Raw genomic sequence first — 17,813 nt, 5'->3', positions numbered from 1 at the left:
TATTCCCTTGTATAAAGATCAGTTTGGCGATTTGCCTGCATCCTGTTCGGTCTCACCAGGTCCACTTTGTGCAGTTGCTTCTGGTCCACTTTGTCCCGCTGCTCCAGGTGGAGGTGTAGCATTTTTGTAAAGTTCTGTACTGATATCATTTATTATTTTTGTTAATGCATCAAGTTTTGGTTTTATCTCTTCAACACTTTTTTCAAGAACATCTTTTAGATCTTTTATTGCATTACTTACCTGAACACCCTGATCTTGTGATATCTTGTCCTTCTGCTGACTGATCAAACTTTCAGCAGCATAGATAGCTTGTTGCGCTTCATTTTTGATTAATACTTCTTCCTTTTTCTTTTTGTCTTGCTCTGCAAAAAGTTCAGCGTCTTTTGTCATCTTTTCTATATCTCCTTTGGCAAGTTTTGTACTTGCAGAAATAGTTATTTTTGCCTCTTTTTGTGTTGCTAGATCTTTTGCTGCAACATTAAGTATGCCGTTTGCATCTATGTCAAATTTGACTTCAATTTGTGGAATTCCTCGTGGTGCAGGAAGGATTCCTGAGAGATTAAAGCTCCCAAGTGATACATTGTCTGCAGCCATTGGTCTTTCCCCTTGTACTACATGAATAGTTACTGCAGATTGATTATCTGCGGCAGTTGTGAAAACTTTACTCTTAGAGGTTGGAATAGTTGTGTTTCTGTCGATTATAGGTTCTCGTAATCCTCCAAGTACTTCTAAACCAAGTGTAAGAGGAGTTACATCTAGAAGTACAATATCACTTGTAACTTCACCTGCAATAATTCCTGCTTGAACAGCTGCTCCTAATGCAACTGCCTCCATTGGATCTATTCCTGCCTCAGCTTCTTTTCCCATTAAAGTAGCCACAAATTTTTTGACTAGAGGAATTCTAGTAGGACCTCCAACTAAGATAATTTTACTAATATCAGCTGGAGAAAGTTTTGCGTCTTCCATGGACTTTGTAACTGAAGGTCTACATCTTTCTACTATTGGATTTATGAGTTCTTCAAACTTTGCTCTAGTTATTTTCAATTCAAGATTTTTTGGACCAGAAGATTGATCATATGAAATAAACGGGAGATTGATATCGGTTTCAAATATAGAAGAAAGTTCAATCTTTGCTTTTTCTGCAGCTTCTCGTACTCTTACCATAGCTGCGGCATCTTTAGAAATATCTATTCCAGATGTTTTTCTAAAGCTGTCAATAATATAATCAATCATAACTTTATCCATATCAGTTCCTCCAAGCTGAGTATCTCCCGAAGTACTCATAACTTCAAAGACACCTCCACCCATCTCCATTATGGTTACATCAAGCGTACCTCCTCCTAAATCAAATACCATAATTTTCATGTCTTGTTTTAATTTGTCCAGACCAAATGCAAGTGCCGCAGCAGTAGGTTCATTTATGATTCTTACAACATCAAGACCTGCAATCTGACCAGCGTCTTTGGTTGCCTGTCTTTGATTATCATTAAAATATGCTGGAACTGTGATTACTGCTTTTTCGATCTTCTCACCAATAAATGCCTCAGCATCTCTTTTTATTTTTTGTAAAATAAAAGCAGAAATTTGCTGGGGTTTGTACTCTTTATCATAAATTTTAAAAAAGTGATCTGTTCCCATCTTTCTTTTTGCTGCTACAACTGTTCCCTCTGGATTTGTTACTGCCTGTCTTCTGGCAGGCTCTCCAACAATGAGTTGACCATCTTTTGTAAGTCCTACAACAGAAGGAAATGCCTTTCCTCCAACTGTAGTTCCCTCAGATGCTGGAATTAGAGTAGGTTTTCCACCCATCATTACAGCTGCTGCAGAATTACTTGTTCCCAAATCAATACCAATAATTTTAACCATTTACATTCATCTCCTAGATATTTCTCTTAGATATTTCCACTAAACTTGGTCTAATAACTCTGTCCTTCAAAACATATCCTTTACGAAATTCTGCAGTAATGGTATTATCGTCTAATATTAGATCTTCCTTTACAGATATAGCCTCATGTAATTTTGGATCAAAAATCTCGCCAACTGCCTCAATTGGTTTTACTCCAAATTCTACTAGAAATACATCCATATTTTTTAAAATAGCATCTAGACCTTCAGTGTTTATAGCCTGTTTTGACAAGGCATCTTTTGCACGAATAAAATCATCATATATTCCAAGAAATTTAAGAACAATTCCGTCAGTAATTGAATTAACACGGTTCTGAACATCTACCTCTGATCTTTTCTTCAGATTTTCAAAATCAGCAAGCAAATATTGTATTTTTTTTTCATATGAAGATACTTTTTCTTTTTCTTTCTCTAATTGGATTTTCATGATATCCGCAAGTTCTTGCTTTGATTCCATTTCATCATCTCTTTGATTATGAAGATCTTCAGTTTCTTCTACTTCATTTTGAGATGCATTATTTGTGTCAGACAATTCTAATGTTATTTTTTATACATTACCCTTATTATAATATCTCACAAAGAGGATTTGTTTTAATTACTATTACATCAGAATCTTTTCCATTTTTCGTTATTTTATCGTAATCAAATTTTGAGCATGCTACAATAATCGTTGTTTTGTCACTATGGAAAATATCTAATTCGGGTCCTTGATGTATTTCAACATCACCAATATAATCACGCAGTTTTGTAACAAGAGAATTTAGCATATCTACTTTATCTCCACGCATTTCATAGGAATCTTGAGTCCATACCAAAACTACTTTTGTTCTACTTGCTTTTAGTTCATTTTTCTTCAAAGTAGAACGGATTTCATCAATTAACCTCTTGACATAACCCTCTATTCCCTTTATACTTCCATTTACCAGGTACATCATAGTACCAGCTCCTTCAACAGATGTTCCAAGTGATCTCAAATCATATAGACCGTTAGTCATATCGTCAAGAAAGAGATTGTTATATTCAGTTAAAACTAGATCTTTTCTTGTTTGTTCATCTTGTGCAAACTTAGAAACTTCTAGAACACTTGATAGACTTGCAAATTGAGTAAGAATTTTAATCGCATGTAATATTTCAGCCGAAGATATAGATACAAATTTTTTCCCTTTTTTGTCAGACTCTAATAATTTGGCTAGCTTGTCATCATCTTTTGCATTAAATGAACCAATTATTTCTGGAAAATTGTTTTTTGAAAGTGGATAATAAAAATAAGATATTCCCTTTCCCATCTCAAGACCTGAAACATGTTCAAGAAGAGAAATAGTTTCATTATTTCCTCCTATTCCAGTTGGAAGATTGTAAATTACTGAACCGCCTTTTTTTATTGATGATGTAGCATCTTTGAATTTTGAATGGATTTCCATCTTTGCTTCTTGACCTGTCTTTCTTATGCGCGGAGCAAAGAAAAGATATTCCGAGTGAGATATTGCAACATCTATTGGTTCAACACCTAAAAGTGGTTCATCTTCTTTTAATGATGTCACATTAGGATAGGTCTTTGCAATCTCTGACTTGAGAGAAATTGCCATATGAGCAGATTCATCAACTATAAAGACATCAGCTCCTTTGATTGCCATTTGACATGCAATCGAATATCCTTCAGTACTTAAGCCATATACAACAATTTTCGTTGCAACCATTTCATCCTGACTAGGAGTACGGGCTAAGAAAAACTTTTTCCACCCTTAGATTATATCAAAAATGTTTGAAAATTTGGTTTGATATTCTGACGCCTAAACAGTTACTTTTCTTTGCTCCAATGGTAAGTAAATTGAGTAAAAATCACAAAATACTCTGTACTTCTAGAAATTATCGCGAAGTCGTAGAGCTAGCCAAGATAAAGAAGGTAAATCTCAGATTAATTGGAAAACACGGTGGTTCTACCAAAGAAGGCAAACTTCATTCAAGCATACAAAGAATGGATCACCTTTTAGATTTGATAGTAAAATTTTCTCCTGATTTGACCGTTAGTTTTTGCTCACCAGAAGCTGCAAGAATTTCCTATGGAATAGGCATTAAGCATATTGCATTTTCAGATTCCCCTCATGCAGAGGCTGTAATGAGACTCTCAGTCCCGTTAGTACAGAAACTTCTCATTCCATGGGTTATTCCCAAGAATGAATTTGTAAAATACGGAATTTTAAAAAAAGACATAATTCATTACAAAGCCATTGATGCCGCTGTAATAGTAAAAGAAAAATCAAGAATTAAAAATGTAAATATTGATCTAACTAAAAAGACAATTGTAATTAGACCTGAAGAATCAGAAGCTGCATACATTTTAGGAAAGACAGAAAGTGATAACATAATTCATGAAATAAGTAAAGAATTCAAGCTTCACAATATCATAGTTTTGGCCAGATATATTTCACAAAAAAATAGACTCAAAAAGAAATTTGGCAATAAAGTAATTATTATGGATAAAGTTGTAGATGGTAAATCACTTCTTAACATTACAGATCTTTTCATTGGCTCTGGTGGTACTATGACTGCAGAATCTGCCTTGATGGGAGTTCCAACCATATCATATGATGCGGCGCCAAACTATATTGAGAAATATCTTGTTCGTATAGGATTAGTAAAAAGGGAAAGTAATCCAAAGAAGATTTCCATACTAATTAAAAAAATACTAAATGACAATAAAACAAATAGGGAAAAAGCAAAAATAATTTTGGCTTCAATGGAAGATCCTTACTTCAAATTAGTTGAAGTTATAAAGACAATATAGATTTCAGAAAATATTTTTCTACGCGTTAACTAATTTTTTGTATAGGATAATAGCTGAATCCTCATCTTTTTCACCTACAATTACTGCTGATCCACGTTTCAAGAAACTCACATAGATATCATTAGAAGAAATTGATAATCCAAGTTCACCTTGATTTTGTACTTTGAAGCCTTTCTCTGATGCAATACTAGTTATTTTTGGAACGTCAATCTCAATCATCTTTGTTGGAGTAATAGAGAAAGTACGTTTTCCCCTGTTACGTCCACATAGTTCTTCAACAATGAATTCCTGTGTTGGTAATTCTTCATGTTTACCTGAACCACATTCGGGACATTCATCTACTTTATTGAAAACAGTAGTATTGAAATCAAGATTATCAAGATCAATGTAGAGTAATTTATTTGCCAATGTTGGAGTTCGTCCTATCATAATTTTGACTGCTTCTGCAACCTCAATTCCCCCAACAATAGAAAGTATTGATGGGTGAACTCCCTCCGTACTACATGTAGGCATAGAATTTTCATCCAAGGACGGAAATATGCAATGATAACATGCAGTTTGATGTGGCAAGATAGTAAATACCTGACCTGAAACTCCTACTGCAGCTCCTGTTACAAATGGAATATTTTTTTTAATACAGGCTTTGTTAAGAGAATATCTTGCATTAACACTGTCAAGTGCATCAATTACAACATCACATCCTTCTACTACATCTAGTGCAGTATAGTCATTTACAGAAACAGGTAATGCCTCAATTATGACATCAGGGTTCATTTTTTTTAGTTTCTTTGCGGCTACCTCAACTTTGACCTGACCAATATCGGATTCATCAAACATTGTTTGCCTATGCAGATTGGATAACTCTATCACATCTCTATCAACAATTCTTATCGTTCCTATTCCCATAGCAACCAGTCGCGTTACTATAGGATTACCAAGTCCACCCACTCCAACAACACATGCTTTTGCCTTTTTTAGTTTGAGTTGACCCTCATAACCAATTTCTTCTAGCATTACTTGTCTAGAATATTTTTCTAGATCTCTACTTGATAGCTCAGATCCTCCAGCTACTGCAGGCAATACGTAAATCTCATCCCCATCTTTTAGGGATGTTTCCATACCTCCTGAAAATCGCATGTTTTTTCCGTTGATGTATATGTTGATAAGCGATCTAGGAGAACCATCTGGATTAAGAACGCGTCTTTTGAATTCGTCTCCTAGTTGTTCTGAGATTTTAGCAAATGCTTCCAAAAGAGTAGAAGCTGTAAGGTCTACTTTCTTTTCTCCTCCACCTTTGTTCAATACGGAAGGAATTGTAAATTTGATATTTGCCATCTATCTCACCAATGCTGAAATTTTACCAAAATCAGCTTGCATTACTTGAGGCTTTGGAAGTACTTCCATCATAACTTCTGTTGTTTTCAATCCATTACCAGTCACATAACATACGGTACAATCATTCTTGTCAATTTTTCCTTCATCAACCATTTTTTTCAATACTGCCACAGAGACACCGCCGGCAGGTTCTGTAAATATTCCCTCAGTTCTAGCCAGCAATAGTATAGCATCCAAGATCTCCTTGTTATTAGATTCCTCAGCAAAACCATTGTATTGTTTTAGTCGTCTTAATACATACTGTCCGTCACCTGGATCACCTATTGCTAAACTTTTTGCGATGGTATCCGGAGTTTCCACTGGAGTTACTTCTGAAAGTTTTTTCTTGAAAGCATTAACAATAGGTGCACATCCATGTGGCTGAGCTGCAATCATATGCATGTTAGAGACTTGATTGATTAATGAAATATTTTCTAGTTCTTCAAAGCCTTTACAAATAGCATTTAACATGGCTCCGCTACCAACTGGTACAATAAGTTGATCAGGTACTTGCCAGTCAAGTTGTTCTGCCACTTCATAAGCTAGTGTCTTAGATCCTTCAACATAATACGAACGCATGTTTATGTTTACTATTCCTATACCTTTGCTATCACCTATTTGAGCAGCAATTCGATTTGCGTCATCATATGTTCCATCAACAGATATGAAATTAGCACCATAAGCTAATGCTTGGGTTATCTTTGCATGCTCAATATCACTAGGTGCAAATATGTAACAAGGAAAATCACCTTTTGCTGCATGCGCTGCTGTAGCTGATGCAAGATTTCCGGTAGATGCACATCCCACTGCAGAAAGACCAAATTCTTTTGCTTTTGATACTGCTACTCCAGCAGGTCTATCTTTAAATGAAAATGTGGGATTTACTGAATCATTTTTTATGTAAAGATTATTCAGACCGAGTGATTTACCCAATTTTTCTGCCTTAATTAATGGGGTCATTCCAGCACCAATACTTATGATATTGAATTTTGATTCAATTGGTAAAAGTTCATGATATCTCCAGTAGGTATGTTCGCGATTTGAAAAAGTATTTTTATTCACAGATGGAAAATCATAGCACACATCTAGAGGACCAAAGCATTCCTCACAAATATACTTGAATGTAGGTGCATATTCCTTCTTACATTCTCTGCATTGCAGAAATTTTATTTTTCCCAAGACAACTCTAACTTTATAAAATACTACATAAAAAATCCTAATATTAGTTTAAGTGACACTTAATTTATAAAATGCCAAGATTAAGTGAAAATTAATACAAAATTACGCATAATTTTAAAAAAGATCCAGTGATGAAAGAGGCCATAACTTGAAAATTTTGTAAATTAAGAGATTTTATGAATTTTTTACAAGTAGAAGAAATATTAATGATAACATTAGAACGTAACTCGAAAATTGAAAATAAAACAGAGATCAAAAAAGAAGAAACATTTAGGAAAAATAATTATGTTAATTGTATTAGCGGGAATAGTTGCAGCTATAGTTTACTCTTATTATCAACAAGAGGCAAGTAAAGGACAACCGTGGGTATGGATTACCTCTGGACCATTTTCAATTAATAAGAATCAATACAAACTTGGAGAACATATTTTCATTGTAGTAAGCGACTTAAAACCGACTGATGTAGGAGAAATTGATATTGTAGATCCAAAAGGAGACACTTATAGCAAAATACCATTTAATGGAACAATAAAATCTAGCTTTAAACAGTTTTTTGAACCTAATACGGAAAGAAACCTTTCGCTATGTAATGCCACATCGCTTGTAGGTCATTGGAACATCATATTTGATGGTGTTCCTTACAAATCAATACCATTTGAAATTATAAACGAGTATATTCCAGAATATTCAAATAAAACTGAGGGTTTGGACACCGTACCTAAGGGATTAGATCCGTGTTAAAGAATTATTTTTCTAAAATGTTGTGAAAACAAACTTTTTCTCCAGTATGACATGCAGGTCCACTTGGTTCTACCAGATAGATAATTGCATCAGAATCACAATCTACCAAAATTTCCTTGACTTTTTGGATATTCCCTGATTCTTCTCCTTTCATCCACAATTTGTTTCTCGATCTGCTCCAGAACCACGAGTTACCAGTTTTTTGAGTAAGTTCAAGAGATTCCTTATTTACATATGCAAGTGTTAAAACTTCTCTAGAATGTACATCTTGGACAATTACTGGTACAAGACCTTCACTTTTTGCAAAATCAATATCATTTATTTTTTTATTCACAATAACACCTTTATTTTGTGCCCTATTTTTCTGTTATAGTCTAACAGGAACTCCATTTTCCTTAAGATATTCTTTTACTCTATCAACAGAGTGAGTTTTGTAATGGAATATTGATGCTGCCAATGCCGCATCTACGTTAGTTTGCAAGAACACATCAAGCATATGTTTGGGTTTGCCACATCCCCCTGATGCAATAACAGGTATGTTTACCGCATTCACAATTTCTCTGATAAGTTGAATATCATATCCTTCCTTTGTGCCATCCATGTCTATACTAGTTAGCAGAATCTCACCTGCGCCACGTCTCTCAACTTCCTTTGCCCACTCTATTGCATCAAGATTTGTAGGAGTTTTACCACCATAAATATAGACTTCAAACCAAAACTTTTTGGAGTCAGATGTAAAGATGTGCCTACCTTCCTTTACTTCATAATTACGCCTCACATCCATTGCAATAACTATGCATTGTTTACCAAAAATCTCCATTAGTTTTGTAATTATCTCAGGATTTTTTACAGCACCTGTATTAATAGCAACCTTGTCTGCACCACTAAGAAGAATATCTCTTGCATCCTGCAAGGTCTTTACACCACCACCTACAGTAAATGGAATATCAATTACCTGTGCTACTTTTTTTACTAGACTCTTGATTGTTTCTCGTTGTTGTTCAGAAGCTGTAATATCTAGAAAAACTAACTCATCTGCTCCCTCTTGACTATATTTTTCTGCAAGTAAAACAGGATCACCTGCATCTTTTATTGATGTAAAATGCATTCCTTTGACTACTCTTCCTTTATCTACGTCAAGACAAGGAATTACTCTCTTGGTTAAAGTCATGCTAGCGTCTTAACCTCCTCTACCGATATTTTTCCATCATATAATGCCTTACCAAGAATTACACCATATGCACCACATTTTTTTACATTTACTATATCTTGCAAGTTTGAGATTCCCCCGCTTGCAATAATATTTACATTTTGTATGTTACACGCTTTTTGTAAAGAATTAAGATCTGGACCATGAAGAGTTCCATCTCTTTCTACCGTAGTTATGAGAAATTGTAAATATCCAAGTCTGACAAAACTTTCAATTCCTTCAATAAGTGGTATGCCTGTACTTTCTGTCCATCCACTTATCACAATCTTACCTTCCATTTGATCTGCAGATATGACAATTCGATCTTTTCCAAATTTCTTTGAAATTTCTTCCAAGATTTCTTTATTTTTAAAAGCAACAGTTCCAAGAACCACTTGAGATGAAAATTGTAATGCATTTTCTATTATTTCCTTTGTGCGTAGTCCTCCAGCTGATTCAATAGGTATAGAAACAGATTCAGATATTTTTTTAATTGTTTGAAGATTTGAACCTGTTCCAAGTGTAGCATCCAGATCTACTACATGAAGCATATCTGCACCTACTTTTTCCCATTTTTTTGCCATTCCAATGGGATCAGAACTATACACAGTTTTGTTGTTTGGGTCTCCTTTTACCAGGCGTACTACTTTATTATCCATTATATCAATAGCAGGAATTATTTTCACTTTTTACACACTCGTAAAAAGTTTTTAATCATAACAGAGCCAACCTTGCCGGACTTTTCAGGATGAAATTGAGTTCCAAATAATGTTTGATCTTCAATCACAGCTGGAACATTTATTCCATAATCAGAGTCTGCCTTGATGATATCTTCATTTTTTGGTTTCACTCTATAGGAGTGAACAAAGTAAACCCATGAACCTTCTTTTACTCCCTCTAACAATACACTTGGTTGTTTTATTTGAAGATCATTCCATCCCATATGGGGAATCTTGAATTTATTTGGAAGAATTATCACTTCGCCTTCTAAAACTCCAAGCCCTCCTAATTTTCCTTCTTCACTTTTCTCAAAGAACATTTCCATTCCTAAGCATATGCCTAACACCGGAATTTGATTTCTTACTAAATCTTGAAATGCAATTCTTGAAGTATGAAGACTTTTTATCGCAGGATCAAAGTTTCCCACTCCAGGTAAAAATAATCCAGAATAATTTTTTATTTTTTCTAGATTGGTTATTATGTCTACGTCTGCTTCATTTTTCTCTAACGATGATTTAAGACTGAATATGTTTCCTGCCCCATAATCAAATATTGCAACCTTTACCATTACATAGCACCTTTTGTACTTGGTACTCCTTTTTGTTTTTCATCATAACCTGCTGCTGTCCTCCATGCTACTGCAAATGCCTTAATCGCAGCTTCAATTTTGTGATGATCATTTTCACCATATTTTACAGATACATGTATACAGATGTTCAGATTCTGTGCTAATGATCTGAAAAAGTGTTCCAAATCTTCCTTTGAGATTCCTTCTATCTGATTTCTTTCAATAGACAAGTCTATTCTTTGATATTGTCTTTTGATTAGATCTAGTGATGCTTCTGCAAGAGATTCATCCATCGGTACTGAAGAGTGACCAAATCTTACAATTCCTGCTCTATTACCCAGAGATTGATCCATTGCATTTCCAAGAGTTATTGCGATATCTTCGATTAGGTGATGATCTATTCCATCTAGTGATTTTGCATTCAATTTGAGGTCAAGCATTGCATGTTTAGATAATGATGTGATTAGGTGATCGAGAAATGGCAGACCTGTTTTTATAGAAATTTTCCCCTTTCCGTCCAGATTTACCTCAACTAATACTTCGGTTTCCTTAGTCTTCCTATTGATTTGAGCTGTTCTAGATTTCATTAAAATCACTGAGTAGAGAAGTGATTTATGCCCTAACTAGATTTAATGTCTTCGGAATTAGATCTATAGATTTGACTATAATGTCGGCATTGTTGCTCTCAAATAGAGATCTTTTTGCATCCTGGTCCTTGCTAGTGCCATATACCCCACAGAATATTGTTGAAACTCCAGACTCATTTGCCTTACGTGCCATGATATAGTCCTCCATAGAGTCACCCACGTATAGCGAGTTATTTCCGTTCATACCATTTATTGTAGATATAAGAGATTGAGGATTTGGTTTTGCCATTTCACGTGGCTCATCCTCTAGGAATCTAGAATTATTCAAATCAAATTCATCGAATAGGTCTTTAAGAGAATGTTTTGCTGATAGAAGACCTCGGCCTGTCACAATGGCAATTTTTTTGCCAAATCTTTCATGTAAACTTTTTACAAGGTCTTTATTCAAAAGTACTACATCGTTTTCAATTAATCCCAAACCATCAAAAAACTGTGGTTTTCTCTTGTAAAGTTGTACATATAATTCAGAACCATAGAACATTTCGTCAAATATGGAGGAAAGAGGATTTTGGAATTTTTCACTTGGATACGATAGTTTTTTTCTGATATCAAAAACATTAATGTTGATACTGTCTAGATATTTCTCAACTGATTTTATGCCGGTCTGATCTGTATTTTCTATTACTTTAAGAACAAATTTAGAAAATAATTCATTTTTTTTCTTTGCAGCTACAACGGAAAGTATTAACGCATACGCCACATCAATTTCATCATTAAAACCACCGCTAGTCTTGAAACCTTCTATCATACTTGTTGTTACTAATCCAGATTCATTGACTTGGGCCATTTCTTTTATAATAAAATCTACAGTCTTTTTTATAGCCAAATCATAAGAATTAGACACGTCTATTAGAACTCCATCACAGTCAAACACTATAGAGTCTAGTTGCTTTATCTTTTCGATTTTTGTGGAATCTATCATGATTCCATTTTGTATTTCGTTTAAAGTCAATTCAATAAATCCCGTATAGCTGTAAGAAATTTAGAATTCATATCTTGTGAACCTACGGTAACTCTCAGACAGCCTTCATGTTGACCAATTTTACCAAGATTTTTAATTGATATACCTTGTTCGATTAGTGCCTTGTGAATTCTTTGACCAGAACCTCCAGCTGAAAAAAGAACAAAATTTGCTTTTGAGTCAAATACCTCGAATATTTTCATCTGTTTAAGATTAATGATAATTCGTAAACGTTCTTTCTTGACAAGATCTGCAATATCTGTGAAATATTTGGATTGTCTTAATGCCACTATACCAATCTCTATTGCCAGAGTGTTTAACGGATAAGGATATTGGATTACCCTCGTAAATGTATCAATTATTTTGGAATTAGCCACTAAATACCCTACTCGCAATCCAGCTAATCCAAACGATTTTGATAAGGTTCGTAACACAATAAGATTATTGATTTTTTTTGTCATTTCTACAATAGAATAATCAGAGAATTCCACATATGCTTCATCTATGATTACAAGGCCCTTGAATTCCCGAATCAATTTTTCTAGATCTTTTCTCTGAAATTGAAATCCAGTTGGATTATTTGGCATATCAAGATAAAGAATATCAGCTTTCTTGGAGTTTAACAAAAATTTTTCTAGATCAAGGGTCATATTTTTATCAAATGGAATTTTTAATGTACGAATAGAATATAGTTTACATCGTTCTTCAAAGAATCCAAAGGTTGGATCAGATGTTAGAATTTTTGTTCCTTTAGAAGCAAAGGTACTTAGAATAAGATCAATTATCTGATCAGATCCGTTTCCAACACCAATCATTTCTCTTGGTATTCCCATGTATTTTGAAATAGATTGAGATAATCTTTCTGTTCCACCTAATGGATATTCTCTAACATCTATGTTTTCCTTCACTTCGTTTATCATTTTCTGAAGAAATTCCTGAGATACTACATAATTTTCGTTTGAATCAAGTTTTATCACATTAGAATATTTTTCAGGTTTCTTGTAACCTACAAGTTTAGAATATTTTTCTAATTCTTTTTCAAACCAATCTTTTTTCATGATAATCTTCCCCTTACTGCTTCATAGTGATTTGGCAATCCTTCTGCATCAGTCAAGGCTTTCATATATTTTGAAATTTTTCCCAAGGCAAGTTTAGAGGATTCTATTTGAGTATTCATCTTCAGGTAATCCAATACACCAAGTGAACCTCTGGTTCTTCCAAATCGATTAGTTGGAAGTATATGATTTGAACCTAATAGATAATCACTAGCTGAGGATGGAGTGTTTTTTCCAATTAATGTCAATCCTGCTGATTTTATTTTCTTTGCTAATTTTTGTGGAGTTTTTGTGATTATTTCAAGGTGTTCAGGTGCAAGTTTGTTTGCAAAATCAACCATTTGTTGTTCTGTGCTACAAATAGCTATGAACCCATTTTTTCGTAGGCTTTCTTCTACAATAGAGGCTCTCTTGATTGTTTTAATTTTTTGTTGTAATGATTGTAGTACCAAGTTTTTTAATTTCAAAGAGTTTGTAATCAGGCAGCACATTGAATCTGGACTATGCTCTGCCTGAGAGATTAAATCAAGTGAGACAAGTTCAGCATCTGCAGTAGCATCTGCAACAATGGCAAGTTCAGTAGGACCTGCAATCATATCAATTGAAACTACCTCACTTAGTAAAGATTTGGCAAGAGTTACAAATACTCCTCCTGGACCAACTATCTTGTCTACTTGTGGAATTGATTCAGTGCCATATGCCAAGGCGGTGATTGCCTGAGCACCTCCTGTTTTATAGAATTCATCCACACCACAAATATCAGCTGCTACAAGTGTTAATGGATCTATTTTCCCTTTTTCGTTTGGAGGAGATACTGCTATTATTTTCTTAACACCTGCAACCTTTGCTGGAACAACAGACATAACAACACTACTTGGATATCTTGCCTTTCCTCCTGGAATATAGCAACCTACCGTATCAATCGGTAAAAATGTTTTTTTCATCACAACACCATCAATCACTATTGTCATATTTTGTAATTTTTTGCGTACAGCATTTTCAGATTTTTCTAATCTCATTTTTGCAAGTTTAATGCCTTCGATTTGATCTTTTCCAACCTTGGAGTATGCAGATTTTATTTCCTGTTTAGTAACTTTTAAAGAATGGATTTTTACTCCACTGAATTTTGTTTCATATTCTTTAAGGGCTTTATCTTTTCGTTTTCGTACATTGGATATGATAGATAGTACTTTTTGTTTTACGTCATCATTTGTTTTGGGTCTAATTGATTCTATGATAGAACCTATGTCTTGAACATCTATAATTCGCATCAACTTTCCTCATCACGTTTTATCTCCTCAAGTGCCAGTATTTGTTTTGGTTCATGCACTACTAAACCTTGAGCAATCTTTCGTAATTTTGGAATCATTTTATGGAATTCAGATTTAGGAATCACAGTATTTATGCCATACCATCCTTTTTCACTCAAAGGACTTATGGTAGGGCGTTTCAGAGATGGCAAATCGTGTAATAATTTGCTAAGATGTTCTTCTTTCACATTTAGGAATAGGTGAAGGTGTTTTTTTCCTTCAACTGCTCCTCTTAACATAGTTACGATATCATAAATTTTTTCTCTTTTTGATTTGTCTTTAAGTGATGTTTTATTTGCAATCAAGACTGCCGCTGATTCCATCACGGTGTCAATTATCTTCAATTGATTTTGTGTCAGAGTAGTACCAGTTTCTGTTACATCTACAATTGCATCTACATCCTCAGGGGGTTTTGCTTCTGTTGCGCCAAATGAAAGGAAGATCTGAACATTCTTGTTTGAACCTTGACTCAACCATGGAGTTACAATAATTGGATGCTTTGAACCATAAAGTTTCTTGTAGCTCTTACACTGCATGATGAATTTAGCAGTTGTATTTAGATACTCTGAAGAAATTCGCAATGTTTTTTTCTTCTTTGCATAAGACAAAATCATTTCATCTAGTGATTTGAAATTATAAGAATCAGGTATTGCAAGTACAAGTTTTATTTTACCATATTCTAGATCTAAAAGTATTTCAACATCTGAATTTGTTTCTTTAACCCAATCTCTTCCTGTGATACCAACATCATACAAACCAGCAAATACCAAATTTGGTATTTCCTGAGGACGCAACATCTTGACTGAAATTTGTGGGTCGTCCAATATTACACGATAAGTTCTTTCCCGTCTAACTACTCGTGTCCATGATCTTTCAAGTATCTTAAAGGTGGCTTCTTCTATACTTCCTTTGGGAACTGCAAATTTTACCAGAGTCAATGTAGTCCTACCAAACTTCTTTGGATATATATTTAGTCGCCTAGAGATTACCCAAGATTTCCTTTGCCCTATTTACTGAGACGTTTCCTTCTCTAGTCATTTGTGAGATTACATTAGTCATCTTTTCTTGTGGAACCCCTGCGCTTGTGGCGATATTTCGTGCGTGAAGTTTCATGTGTCCTTTTTGTATTCCTTCAGAAGCCAATGCCCTTATTGCACTAAAATTCTGTGCAAGTCCAGCTGCACCGATTATACATGCTAATTCTTTGGCTGATTTTACACCTAAAATTTTCATACATATTTTTATCATAGGATGAATGTTGATTATTCCACCAACAGTTCCTACCGACATTGGCATTTCAATTTCTCCAAGTAGATTTCCTTTTTCATCTTTTTTCCATTTTGTAAGTGAAGTATATTGTCCAGATCTTGATGCATATGCATGTGCTGCTGCTTCTATTGCTCTTGTATCTTGTCCAGTAGAATTTGCAACTGCTATAATTCCATTCATTATTCCTTTATTATGAGTCACAGCTCGATAAGGATCATTTGCAGCAAATTCATAAGCCCAAATGATATTATCAACTATTTTTTCACCGCCCAATTCTTCTTTATCAAAAATAGCTTTCCCTCTAACCAATCTTTTTGTAGAATAGTTAGACAATATTTTCAGAATCACTCTTCCACCAGTTATTTTCTCAATCAGTGGTGCAATTGCCTCACACATGGTATTTGTTACATTAGCACCCATAGCATCACCTACATCTATTAAAATCTCTACAACAAGCATCAGACCTGATTCTGTTGTAACTTGTTTACATGAAATTTCTTTTGCACCTTTACCCATTTTTGAGAGAGTTTTACTTTTGGAATTTGCAAGAGAAAGAATTTCATCTGATGCATCAATTACTTTTGAAATGGCTAGTTTTACATCAGCATCAACAACTTGAATTTGTCCTATGCTGTATGATTCATCAGCTTCCATTACAAAGCCTCCATGTTTTCTTGCAATCTTGGCTGCTTTTGATGCAGCAGCAATAACAGATGGTTCTTCTATCACCATTGGAATGAGATAATCATTTCCGTTTATTTTGAAATTGGTAGCTATGCCAAGAGGATATGATACAGTTCCAATGACATTTTCAACCATGTTGTTGGCTTGTTCAAAATTAATACCTCCTTCATTCTGTAGAATACTGATATCTTCTCTTGAAAGATTTGAGAATAATTTCAATACATGTAGTCTTTCTTCCCTTGTCTTTTCATGGAATTTTGGAATAGATGAATCTGCCAATTTATTTTACAACCCTCAAGAGTTTATCATCATTTTTGTCCGGAAATCCGTCTCCATCTGTGTTTCCTGTAAGAATATACAGATAGTCATCAGGTCCTACTCCAATCTCTCTAATTCTTCCCAATCCATCCAAGATGATTTTATGCGATGTTATGTTACCATTTTGAAGAGGTAGTTGGTATAGTATGTTACCACGGAGTGTAGTAAGTATAAGACTATTTTTGAGATCAAGTTTTCCTTGACCATAATAAGTTATTCCTGCTGGTTCTACACTAATATTATAACAAATAAGGGCATCTTGATATTCCTTCGAACCCGAACACTCTTGACTTGGCCAACCATAGTTCTTACCTTTCTCAATAAGGTTTATTTCATCATTTTTTGTCGGTCCCTCCTCAGTCTCGTAAAGATTTCCTTGAACATCCCATGCCAAGCCTTGTGGATTTCTGTGACCTAAAGAGTACACTGGTGAGTTTAGATAAGGATTATCATTAGGAATGGAGCCGTCATCATTTAATCGTAATATTTTTCCAGCTAGTGAGGTTAAATCTTGAGCAGAGTTTTCATCTGTTGCATCACCTGTTCCTATGTAGAGTTTTTTATCAGGACCAAATTTTATCACACCGCCATCATCAAATTCAGCACCTGGAATTTTATCCAGTATCACTTTTGCATCTACAATCTTATCATTAGATTCTGTAATTTCCAATACTTTATTCCATAATTTATCGCCCTCTTTGTAGGTATAATAAATATACATCAGATGATTTTTTACAAAATCAGGATGTGTTGTTATTCCAAGAAGACCTGCATCGGCTATATCAGCTACATGAAAATCTGCTACAGAATCATTTACAAGTATACCATTATCAATAACTCTTAATTTTCCAACTTTCTCAGTAAAGAAGATTTTCCCATCACCAAATGTTAATGCCCAAGGTTTTTGTAAATTAGTTGCAATGACTTGTACTGCATCAGTTCCAGTAGAGCTGGAATTTGGTTTTGGAATTACAATAGAACCTGACGGTGATGTGATAATCAAAATTGAAGCTGCAATTGCAGCAATTATTGCCAATATTCTAGTTTTTTTATCCATAGAACTGAGACTTTAGAAATCCTATTAATTATTTCTAAATTCTTTTAAAGA

18 protein-coding genes are annotated in these 17,813 nt (G+C 34.4%); 2 read left to right on the top strand and 16 right to left on the bottom strand.

Annotated elements, in window-relative coordinates:
* Positions 1-18: 18 nt before the first annotated feature.
* Genes dnaK through C0Q33_RS02605 form a run of 3 tightly spaced genes read right to left on the bottom strand, consistent with a single transcriptional unit; the run spans position 19 to position 3,602 of the window.
* On the bottom strand, positions 19-1,866 hold the full coding sequence (gene dnaK, locus C0Q33_RS02615; protein WP_101477047.1) for a molecular chaperone DnaK: 1,848 nt from the start codon (positions 1,864-1,866) through the stop codon (positions 19-21).
* Positions 1,867-1,879: 13 nt separating this feature from the next.
* Entirely contained in the window at positions 1,880-2,437 is a 558-nt protein-coding gene (locus tag C0Q33_RS02610) for a nucleotide exchange factor GrpE (protein ID WP_245867296.1), read from the bottom strand.
* Between the two features lie 31 nt (positions 2,438-2,468).
* Entirely contained in the window at positions 2,469-3,602 is a 1,134-nt protein-coding gene (locus C0Q33_RS02605; RefSeq protein ID WP_101477046.1) for a hypothetical protein, read from the bottom strand.
* Between the two features lie 65 nt (positions 3,603-3,667).
* Here C0Q33_RS02605 and C0Q33_RS02600 point away from each other — a divergent pair, with 65 nt between their 5' ends.
* Positions 3,668-4,690 carry a DUF354 domain-containing protein gene (locus C0Q33_RS02600; RefSeq protein WP_101477045.1) on the top strand — a complete coding sequence of 341 codons (1,023 nt, stop codon included), beginning with the start codon at positions 3,668-3,670 and terminating at the stop codon, positions 4,688-4,690.
* Positions 4,691-4,708: 18 nt separating this feature from the next.
* Here the strand turns inward: C0Q33_RS02600 and C0Q33_RS02595 are convergent, their stop codons facing one another.
* Positions 4,709-6,025: a ThiF family adenylyltransferase gene (locus C0Q33_RS02595; RefSeq protein ID WP_101477044.1), complete on the bottom strand. Its 1,317-nt coding sequence runs from the start codon at positions 6,023-6,025 to the stop codon at positions 4,709-4,711.
* Positions 6,026-7,243 (bottom strand): threonine synthase, encoded by a 1,218-nt coding sequence (locus C0Q33_RS02590; protein WP_177996788.1) that lies wholly within the window; start codon positions 7,241-7,243, stop codon positions 6,026-6,028.
* Between the two features lie 285 nt (positions 7,244-7,528).
* On the opposite strand from C0Q33_RS02590, the gene C0Q33_RS02585 reads away from it, so the two are divergent.
* Positions 7,529-7,984: a hypothetical protein gene (locus C0Q33_RS02585; protein ID WP_133120987.1), complete on the top strand. Its 456-nt coding sequence runs from the start codon at positions 7,529-7,531 to the stop codon at positions 7,982-7,984.
* 4 nt (positions 7,985-7,988) lie between these two features.
* Here the strand turns inward: C0Q33_RS02585 and hisI are convergent, their stop codons facing one another.
* From hisI to C0Q33_RS02530, 11 genes are read right to left on the bottom strand one after another with little or no spacing between them, the layout of a single operon-like run.
* Positions 7,989-8,318, bottom strand: coding sequence for a phosphoribosyl-AMP cyclohydrolase (gene hisI / locus C0Q33_RS02580; RefSeq protein WP_101477042.1), 330 nt, complete (start codon positions 8,316-8,318; stop codon positions 7,989-7,991).
* Positions 8,319-8,351: 33 nt separating this feature from the next.
* Positions 8,352-9,155, bottom strand: a complete 804-nt coding sequence (gene hisF, locus C0Q33_RS02575) for an imidazole glycerol phosphate synthase subunit HisF (protein ID WP_101477041.1) — start codon at positions 9,153-9,155, stop codon at positions 8,352-8,354.
* A complete protein-coding gene (hisA, locus tag C0Q33_RS02570) occupies positions 9,152-9,859 on the bottom strand; it encodes a 1-(5-phosphoribosyl)-5-[(5-phosphoribosylamino)methylideneamino]imidazole-4-carboxamide isomerase (RefSeq protein ID WP_101477040.1) in 708 nt (235 codons plus the stop codon). Before hisA ends, hisF begins: the two co-directional genes overlap by 4 nt.
* On the bottom strand, positions 9,856-10,461 hold the full coding sequence (gene hisH, locus C0Q33_RS02565; RefSeq protein ID WP_101477039.1) for an imidazole glycerol phosphate synthase subunit HisH: 606 nt from the start codon (positions 10,459-10,461) through the stop codon (positions 9,856-9,858). The genes hisA and hisH overlap by 4 nt, the downstream gene beginning before the upstream one ends.
* On the bottom strand, positions 10,461-11,048 hold the full coding sequence (gene hisB, locus C0Q33_RS02560; protein ID WP_101477038.1) for an imidazoleglycerol-phosphate dehydratase HisB: 588 nt from the start codon (positions 11,046-11,048) through the stop codon (positions 10,461-10,463). Before hisB ends, hisH begins: the two co-directional genes overlap by 1 nt.
* A 25-nt stretch (positions 11,049-11,073) precedes the next feature.
* Positions 11,074-12,060 carry an HAD family hydrolase gene (locus tag C0Q33_RS02555; protein ID WP_101477037.1) on the bottom strand — a complete coding sequence of 329 codons (987 nt, stop codon included), beginning with the start codon at positions 12,058-12,060 and terminating at the stop codon, positions 11,074-11,076.
* Positions 12,057-13,127 carry a histidinol-phosphate transaminase gene (hisC, locus tag C0Q33_RS02550; RefSeq protein ID WP_101477036.1) on the bottom strand — a complete coding sequence of 357 codons (1,071 nt, stop codon included), beginning with the start codon at positions 13,125-13,127 and terminating at the stop codon, positions 12,057-12,059. Before hisC ends, C0Q33_RS02555 begins: the two co-directional genes overlap by 4 nt.
* Positions 13,124-14,395 carry a histidinol dehydrogenase gene (gene hisD, locus C0Q33_RS02545; RefSeq protein ID WP_101477035.1) on the bottom strand — a complete coding sequence of 424 codons (1,272 nt, stop codon included), beginning with the start codon at positions 14,393-14,395 and terminating at the stop codon, positions 13,124-13,126. The genes hisC and hisD overlap by 4 nt, the downstream gene beginning before the upstream one ends.
* A complete protein-coding gene (gene hisG / locus C0Q33_RS02540; protein ID WP_101477034.1) occupies positions 14,395-15,372 on the bottom strand; it encodes an ATP phosphoribosyltransferase in 978 nt (325 codons plus the stop codon). Before hisG ends, hisD begins: the two co-directional genes overlap by 1 nt.
* 40 nt (positions 15,373-15,412) lie before the next feature.
* On the bottom strand, positions 15,413-16,666 hold the full coding sequence (locus C0Q33_RS02535; RefSeq protein WP_101477033.1) for a hydroxymethylglutaryl-CoA reductase, degradative: 1,254 nt from the start codon (positions 16,664-16,666) through the stop codon (positions 15,413-15,415).
* Between the two features lies 1 nt (position 16,667).
* Positions 16,668-17,762, bottom strand: coding sequence for a PQQ-dependent sugar dehydrogenase (locus C0Q33_RS02530; RefSeq protein WP_101477032.1), 1,095 nt, complete (start codon positions 17,760-17,762; stop codon positions 16,668-16,670).
* Between the last annotated feature and the right edge of the window lie 51 nt (positions 17,763-17,813).

It is taken from the genome of Candidatus Nitrosotalea bavarica (assembly GCF_900167955.1).
GTDB classification, from domain to species: Archaea; Thermoproteota; Nitrososphaeria; order Nitrososphaerales; family Nitrosopumilaceae; genus Nitrosotalea; species Nitrosotalea bavarica.
This window is presented reverse-complemented; position numbering and strand designations above follow the sequence as displayed.